Origin of the sequence: Pseudomonas sp. Sample_20 (assembly GCF_004307585.1) — a bacterium.
GTDB lineage: Bacteria > Pseudomonadota > Gammaproteobacteria > Pseudomonadales > Pseudomonadaceae > Aquipseudomonas > Aquipseudomonas atacamensis.
Genome location: NZ_RCOA01000056.1, coordinates 19,816 through 28,408, shown reverse-complemented (window position 1 = coordinate 28,408; position 8,593 = coordinate 19,816). Strand labels below are relative to the sequence as shown.

Sequence of the window (8,593 nt, the reverse complement as noted above, 5' to 3'; positions counted from 1 at the left end):
GCGTAATAGACTCCTAAAACAGCCGTGAAGCGACAGATACGTTGACACGCACCGGGGCACAGAAAAAGTGATGCTGGGTTTGCCGCTGTCGGCGGGGCTCTTTACAATCGGCGCCCATCAAGCCGGCTTTCCCTATTTCCACCGGCACGGAGCCTTTGTTCATGGACGAATTGGAACAGCGCTGGCTATATGCGCTTTCATCGCCTCTTGTCGCCCTCAATCCCGACGCCGATTACACCGCACCCACCTATTGTTTCGATCTCAAGCATGTCGATGTTGAAGGCGGTTGGGGGATTACCACGCGCCCGCAATTATTGGACATGCTCAGAACGGCCGATAACGGGCACGCGACGCAACTGAACGAAGCCTATCGCCAGTGGGAGCGATGCCTGCCGTCAGAATGGCAGTCATTGCTCGATTCGCTGGGTACCCGTCAGCGCGCGTTTTATGAGTTGGCCAGCCGCACATTCGGCGAGTGTGGTTCTGGCGGCATCCGCGCCTGGGATATTGGCCGCATGGGTTTTCTGCTGCGCTCCGCGGTGCTGCACGGATGGATCGACCTGACCGAAAGCCTTTGGCTGCATGGTCGCATGGCGGCACGTGCGCGCTACTACTACGACAGTTGGACGAGCTATCTGAATGGTTTCGTCGTCGGCAAGGCCTTCTGGCATTGCCTGGGCAACAAGGACGAGGAATTGAGCCACGAATTTGACCGGCAGGGCGACTATATCGGTACCACCGTGGTCATCCACAATCTTGATCGCGATGCCCGTGAATTATTTGCGCAATTGCCATGGAATATGCCTCTGCACCTTCCCGAGCGGCCTGACACGCTAGGGGAGTTTGACTGGTCATGAGTTGCTGGATTCGCTTGGGTATCGAGCCCACCAAAGACAACGACACCATTCGTGGTGCCTATCGTGCGCGTTTGCCGCAACACCATCCCGAAACCGATCCGGAAGGTTTTCAGGCGCTGCGCGAAGCTTATGAGCTGGCGTTACGCTTTGCCCGCGAAGAAGTTGCCGAGCCCGTTGAACAGACCGAGGACGAGGTAAGTCCCGCTGGCAGAATCATGGCGGATTTCGACAGTTTGCTGCTCGATCCAGCCCGCCGGTTCGAGCCGGCGGCATGGCAGGCATTTAACCTCAAGCTTGATCGTCTTGCGCTGGAAGTGCTGGACGAAGTCTGCTGGCCGTTATTGCGCGAACTGCTGGAAGCCGGACCGATTTCCCATGTCTGCGCGCGTTTGCTGGCCCAACGCCTGAGCTGGGCAAGCCGGATGCTGGACATGGATTTCGACAATGCGCGGCATGTCGACGAGTTCTTGCAGCGCATCGAGTTGCCGGATCCATTCGACACGTCATTGATCAGCCATTGGCCCGCTGCCGCGCAGCTGGAAACGCTCTGGTACGTGCGCACCCTCGATTACCTGCACCGCGAAGCCTCGCTGGATGACTTTCGACACTTCGCCGGGCAGCACATGTGTCTGCCGCTACCCGCTGATGACGGGTTGCTGCGACGCCTGGCTATACAGTTCAGTCAGGCCGGCATCGCCAGCAAGGATTTTCTCGAGATTGTCGGTGAGATGCATCGGCTTGCGCCTCAGCAGGTCGATTGGCTCTATCTGCTGGCGTGCCAGCGCAGCGCGCTGGGCATGGAGGAATTGGCGTTACAGGCATGGGTACAGCTCTGGCGCGAGCATCATCACCCGAAAGCTGCGTCATGGCTGCTGGACTTGTGCGCGCGTCACCAGCCGCAGCGCTTGCCCTTGCTGATCCAGGCCTTTGACCGCCTGGAAAATTTCCGCGACTGGTCAACTGACCTGAATGATGTCAGTCAGGAATACGGCAGTCCGTCACAACGTCCGGAAACATTGGCGCGCTGGTTCCGCGCCCGGCAGCTCGAATTGCGAGGCATCGCCGATGCATTTGTCGAGTGGCGTATCAGTGGTGATGAATTGCCGCTGCTGGCGTGGCTGATCAGCGACAGCGAAGATCCGCCGCTACAAATCCTCTATCAGCATGCCTGGGCGTTGCATCGCGGTGATGAGGCCTTGCTGGGACGTGTCATGGACGCAGCAGCACCGCTGGATATTCTGGATCAATTGGTGCTGGAGGGCTTCAAGTATCAGGCCGGGCAACAGATCTGCTGGTTGACCCAAGCGCCGATTCCACTGGCAATGCAGGCGTATCTGGCAGCCGACCACGCCACCCCGTTGCCGCCGGAACTGCACAAAGGCCAACCGCTTGAGCTCAGCCTGCTGTGGATGCGCCGTTTGCGCGCTTACGATGCCGGTTCGCTGGCGCGGTTGGACGAAGCATTCAGTCTGGACAAGCGAGACGCCATGCTGGATGGCCTGAAACTACAAGCTGAGTTGGCCACGCAGGGCATGGTGTTCCCGGCCATTGATAGCCGGGACGATGTCTGGGAGTGGCACCGTCAGGCGCTGTACTTGCTTGCTACGCTCGATGAACCGACACGCTGGTTGGCTGCGCAGTCGGCACGCTGCATTGAGTCGATGAATGTTGCGCGTGAGCACCCATTGGCACGTCTGCAGCCACTGCTCTGTCGCCTGAATCGAGAGCAGGGCAGCGCCAGCGGTCTGCTCGGCTGGCTGCAAGCCGCCGACCCGGTGCACTCGCTGCTGGCCCGCAAGTTGTTCAGTGTTCAGGAAGCTCTGGACAGCACCCGATTGCTGGGTAATGATCGGTTGTTTGAATGCATGCGCAGCGATATCGGTCGGTTCAATGATGATCTGCTTGGGCGCATGCTGTTAGCGGGCGTCCTGTATCACGATCCCCTGCTCAATGCGCAACAGCGCAAATATCTGCTCGAAAGCATCACCGAAGTAGTCAACCCTCAGGAGTGGTTCGATGGCTTCCGTCACGGTCTGATCAAGGGAGAACCTCCTCATCCGCCTCGCGAGGCGCTGTCGGACGAGGGTGTCGGCGACGCTTTTTACCTGGCGCTGGATGTGCTCAGGGACCTCGTGCGTTTTGGCAGTATCGGTGTACCAAGTCAGAAAACCCTTTTACGTATGCAGCGGGCCAAGGACGACCTCGATAACGGACTCGGTCTGCGCTTCGTGTTCAGTGCCCTGCTGTCGTGGTCGGAGCGTTTGTTGCTGGCCAAGGCACAGACCATTCCAACGCCGGCAACTGCATTCTGGCGTCTCGGTAGTCGGCTGGGTCGTGAGGCGTTCGTTGCGCAAGTCATCGGCATCGTGCTGCTCACGCCGCTACTGGCATTGTTCAGCGGCTCGGTGGTTACTGCTTTTGTTGTGCTTGGGGGAGCGCTCGGCCTGCTGCTCAGTGCCATTTTGCGTCGTCTTCATGACATGGGGCGAGGCGTCACGACGTTTGTGCTGATCGCCGGCCTTTCGCCAGTTCTACCGTTCTTGCCGTTGGTGCTGTTCGGTTTTCCCGGAGAAAAGCTGCCCAATCGCTATGGCGTGCCACCGGGCAGTGAGCGGGAAAACACTCTCGCCGGTGGCTTGCAAGCCATTCTGCGACGGCTAAACGGTTAAAAACGTAATTGATCCAGCGCATCATTCAGCGCTGAGCGGTGGCTGGCGATTTCGCTGGCTTGCTGGCCGGCAAGCACGGTGTTGAAGGTGTCCATCCACTCGGCAATGCGCGCACGCTCGTCGCCCAGAGTTTGCATCCATGCTCGCTCCAGTCGTGCGAGCAGGGTGCGGTTGGGCAGGGCGTCGCGAGGGTGGACTTTGAGCGTCGCGAGCCGGGCATGGCTGTCTCTGCGCGCCTGTTCATCCAGTCCGGTCGGGCTGCGGTCGATGCTGTGGCCGTAACGTTCGCCGGTTTCCAGAAGCGTGACGTCTACTTCCAGCAGGCCGTTGATGTCATAACTGAAACGCACATCGAGGCTCTGCAGCTGCTCACTAGGGGTGAACTGGATGTCGAAAGAATCGATGAAAATATTGTCGCGTACCCACGGGCGTTCCCCTTGGTAAACCGCGATACGGATTTCAGTCTGTTGCGCAAACGTCGTCGAGTAACGCTGCACCCGTGACGTTGGAATCACCGTGTTGCGCTCGATGATCGGCGAGAACGCGCCACTGACGCCTTCGCCACGATTGGTCGAAATCCCCAGCGTATACGGACAGACATCCGTCAGAATCAATTCCTCAACCGCACCGTCCCGCGCCTTGCATGCTGCCTGCGTCGCCGCCCCCAGCGCCACGATAGTATCCGGATCAAGATGCCGATAAGGCAGGCGTCCAAACAACGTGGCAACCATTTGCTGTACCGCCGGCATGCGCGTGGCGCCACCGACCAGCACCAGGCTGTCGAGGTCACGCGGTTTCAGTCGGGCATCGCGCAGAGCCTGTTCGATTGGCGCGCGCAAGCGGGCCAGCAACGGCTCCCAGATTTTCACCGCAGCGGCTTCATTCAGCTCCCATTCGAATGTCTGCTCGGCATACCGCCAGCTCAAGTGCTGCGCGCCTTCGCCGAGTTTGCATTTCAGCTGTTCGAGGGCATCACCGAGGCTGGCCATGGCTTGTGCATCGATCGTTGAGGGGGTGAGTTGCCAGTGTTTCAGGCAGGCCTGCAACAGGGCGGCGGTAAAGTCTTCGCCGCCAAGAAAGTTGTCGCCAGTGGAGGCGTGCACTTCGATCAGCGGCAATGCGTATTCGAGCACGGTGACGTCGAACGTGCCGCCGCCGAGATCGAATATCAGCGTGCGTTCGAACTTCTGTTCGTGCAGGCCGTACGCCATGGCGGCAGCGGTCGGTTCATTGATCAGGCGCGTCACGGACAGCCCGGCCAGTTCGGCGGCGAACAAGGTGCGCTTGCGCTGCTCGTCACTGAAATATGCCGGTACGGAAATGACCGCTTCTGTGACCGCCTGGCCGAGAAAGGCTTCCGCGTCTTGCTTGAGTGAGCCAAGTACCAGCGCCGACAACTCTTCCGGGCTGAACTGGCGAGAGCCGAGCTGGATTTGCCTGTCGCTGCCCATGAAGCGCTTGAACGCGGCGGCAGTGCGTTCCGGGTGCGTGGTCAGGCGGGCGCGGGCGGCTTTGCCGACCAGAATCGTGTCGTCTTCATCAAGGCTGACCACCGACGGTGTCAGCACATCGCCGAGGGCGTTGCGGATCAGTTCGGCGCGGCCTGCACGCCAGACGGCGATCAGGCTGTTGGTGGTGCCAAGGTCGATGCCCAGCAGGGCCGGGCGGGGAAGGGATGCATCCTGCATGGTTGATCTCGAAGCGGCGCAAAAAACGCGACCCTACAGGCTGACGCAAACCGTGGCAATTGTTGCTCTGTTGCCAGTCTGTGCGACCGCCGATTCAGGGCAGCAGTTTTTTCAGATCCTCCAACCCCACCGGTCGGCTGTGCAGATAGCCCTGATACAAATGGCATTCCAGACCCTGCAAAAACGCCAGTTGTGCTGGCGTCTCCACGCCCTCGGCAATGACCTCCAGCTCAAGGCTGCGGGCCATCGCGACAATTGCGCGAATGATCTCGGCAACATTGGAGTCAGTGGTCGCATCGCGGATGAACGACTGGTCGATCTTCAGGGTGTCTACCGGCAGACGCTTCAAATAAGTCAGCGACGAATAACCGGTGCCGAAATCGTCCATGGCGAAGCTCACGCCGAGCTTTTTCAGGCGGCGCATTTTGCTGATGGTGTCTTCCAGATTCTGGATGACGATGCCTTCGGTGATTTCCAGTTTCAGCAGCGAGCAGGGCAGGCCGTGGCTGGTCATGCTGTGTTCGATGCGTTCGACGAAATCGTTCTGGCGGAACTGTCTCGGGCTGATGTTCACGCACAGGCTGAAGTTCAGCGGGTCGACCAGTTTCAACGCGATCAGTTGTTTGAAGGCGTTGCAGGCTTCATCGAGGATCCACGTGCCGACTTCGAGAATCAGGCCGCTGTCTTCCAGTACCTTGATGAACTCGGTGGGCGATTGCGCGCCGAGTTCGGGATGGTTCCAGCGCACCAGGGCTTCGGCGCCGATGATGCGGTTGTCTCTGGCATCGACCTGTGGCTGAAAGTGCACGTTGAACTCGCCGCGCGACAGCGCAAGACGCAGGTCGGTCTCCATACGCAGGCGTTCGCTGGCCGCTTTCTGCATGGTGTTGTGATACATCTGCGTGGTGTTGCGCCCGGAATCCTTGGCCCGGTACAGGGCGATGTCGGCGCGTTTGAGCAGGTCGGTCGGGGTCGAGCCGTGATCGGGAATCAGCGCGACGCCAATGCTCGGCGTCACTTGCAGGCGCTGGCCATCGAGGAACATCGGCTCCGAAAGCAATTCGCGAATAGTGTCGGCCAGCGCGCGCACTTGTTCGCTGACTTCACTGCGCGAACCTTCGAGGCCGCTGAGCAACACCACAAACTCATCGCCACCGAGGCGCGCCACCGTGTCTTCCATGCGCACGCTGGCTTCGAGCCGCGCGGTGATGATTTTCAGCACGGTGTCGCCGACCGGGTGACCGAGGGAATCGTTGATGTGCTTGAAGTGGTCGAGGTCGAGAAACAGCAAGGCGCCGCGCAGATTGTGGCGCTTGAGCAGGGCGATCTGCTGGCTCAGGCGATCCATCAGCAGGGCGCGGTTGGGCAGGTTGGTCAGCGGGTCGTGATAGGCCAGATGCCGAATCTGCGCTTCGGCGTTCTTCAACAGGCTGACGTCGCGCGCGGTCAGCAGCAGGCACGCGGTTTCATTGAGGGTGATCGGCTCGACCGAGACTTCCACCGTGAGCAATTCGCCGCGCTTGTTGCGCCCGAGCATTTCCTGATGATGCACGCGGCCCTTGATCTGCAACTCGGCGAGTAGGGTCGAGCGTTGTTTCTCTTCGGCCCAGATCCCCACCTGATAGACGGTTTTGCCCACCACTTCGTCGGCGCGGTAGCCGGTGAGGCGACAGAAGCCGTCGTTGACCTCCAGATAACGCCCGGTGTCGCGTTCGGTGATGGTGATGGCGTCGGGGCTGGAGTGAAACGCCTTGGCGAACTTTTCTTCGCTAGCCTTCAGCGCTGCTTCCGAGCGTTGTTGCTGGGTGATGTCGCGCAGGGTGGTGACGATACACGGCTGGTCGCCGACGCTGATCTGTCGACTGGAAATCACGCAGGTCAGCGACTGGCCGTCCTTGTGCTGGACGAGAATGGCCACGTTGCTCAGGCCTTGTTCGCGAATCACCCGTTCGATGCGTTGCAGACTTTTCGCCGAGGCGTCCCACAGGCCGATTTCCTCGGCGGTGTGGCCAATCACATCGGCGGCGCTCCAGCCAAAGGTCTGGCTGAAGCTGGAATTGATCTCGATGAACTCCCCGGTTTCCTGGCGCGTGACGCAGATCGGATCGGGGCTGACCTGAAACAGCGTGGCGAATTTCTCTTCTGAAGCCACCAGCCGCTGTTCGCGCTCGACCTGATCGGTGATGTCCAGCAGCGTACCGGCCATGCGCAGCGGCGCGCCGTTGTCGTCGCGATAGAGACGCGCGCGGCTTTCCAGATAGCGGGAGCTGCCGTCGGGCAATTGCACGCGATAGGTCAGTTGATAATTTCCCGCCGGACCTTCGCGCAGGCTGCGGTAGGCGTCGCGCATGCTGTCGCGTTCCTCGCCCGGCACGCCTTCGAAAAACTCCTCGAATGATTCATGGAATGGAATCGGCTCCAGCCCGTGCAATTGCGCAGCGCGCGCCGAGCCGTAAAGCATGCCGCTGGGGATGTGCCAGTCCCAGGTGCCGAGTTGCGCCGAATCCAGCGCCAGGTCGAGGCGTTCCTGGCTGTCCTTCAGGGCCAGTTCGGCGGCTTTGCGTTCAGTGGTGTCGAGGAACGTGCTGAGCAGATAGGGCTGACCTTCGAGCTCGACCTTCTGCGCGCTGAGGATGCCGTCGTGCACCTGGCCGTTGCTGGCACGGAACTGCACTTCCATGCTGATCAGCTCGCCCTTGGCCTTGGTTTTCTTCACCAGTTCGGCGCGCTGCTCGGGATGCACCCACAGGCCCAGTTCCAGGGTGGTGCGGCCGATCGCGCTTTGCACCGGCCAGCCGAACAGGCTTTCGAAATACTGGTTGGCCTCGCTGATCAGACCGTCATCCTGACGGGTCAGCAGAACCATGTTCGGGCACAGGTGGAAAAGTGTAGCGAAACGTTTCTCCGAGCTGCTCAGGGCCTGCTCGCGTTGGCGTTGGTGGGTGATTTCGCGAATCACCCCGATCATTCGGGGCCGGCCGTTCTTGTCTGGCAGCAGGCTGCCGCTGATCTCCAGCCAGTGCAGGCTGCCGTCGGGCCAGCGGATGCGGTGATGCATCGCCTGCTCCAGTGGGGCGCCGGCGATCACCGCGTGGAAAGCGCGCACGGTTTTCGCGCGGTCTTCCGGCGGCAACAGGTCGAGGTATTCCAGGTCGGCGGGTAATGGCTGCCGTGGATCGAAGCCGAACAACGCCTGGGTGCCCCGCGACCAACTGATCTGCCCGCGCTCGATGTCCCAATACCAGGCACCGAGCCGCGCGCCGTTGAGCGCGGCGAGCAATTGCGGCGCGCTTTCCCAGCTCTGCTCGGAATGGCGCGGATCAACAGCCTGGATTCGCGGCATCGGCGGAATTCGGTCAACAGATTTCGGCATTGTCAG

Annotated in this window: 4 protein-coding genes; 2 read left to right on the top strand and 2 right to left on the bottom strand. The window is 60.5% G+C overall.

Translation table 11 applies throughout. The features are described from left to right. Window positions 1–161 precede the first annotated feature (161 nt). Window positions 162–857: a DUF1266 domain-containing protein gene (locus D8U70_RS12550; RefSeq protein WP_071171646.1), complete on the top strand. Its 696-nt coding sequence runs from the start codon at window positions 162–164 to the stop codon at window positions 855–857. Further along, on the top strand, window positions 854–3,526 hold the full coding sequence (locus D8U70_RS12545) for a DUF805 domain-containing protein (protein WP_130928998.1): 2,673 nt from the start codon (window positions 854–856) through the stop codon (window positions 3,524–3,526). The genes D8U70_RS12550 and D8U70_RS12545 overlap by 4 nt, the downstream gene beginning before the upstream one ends. On the opposite strand, the gene D8U70_RS12540 is transcribed toward D8U70_RS12545, so the two are convergent. Further along, window positions 3,523–5,214 carry a molecular chaperone HscC gene (locus D8U70_RS12540; protein WP_130928997.1) on the bottom strand — a complete coding sequence of 564 codons (1,692 nt, stop codon included), beginning with the start codon at window positions 5,212–5,214 and terminating at the stop codon, window positions 3,523–3,525. The two genes, D8U70_RS12545 and D8U70_RS12540, sit on opposite strands and share 4 nt — an antisense overlap. Window positions 5,215–5,308: 94 nt before the next feature. Then, window positions 5,309–8,587, bottom strand: a complete 3,279-nt coding sequence (locus D8U70_RS12535; RefSeq protein ID WP_071171649.1) for a PAS domain S-box protein — start codon at window positions 8,585–8,587, stop codon at window positions 5,309–5,311. Window positions 8,588–8,593 lie beyond the last annotated feature (6 nt).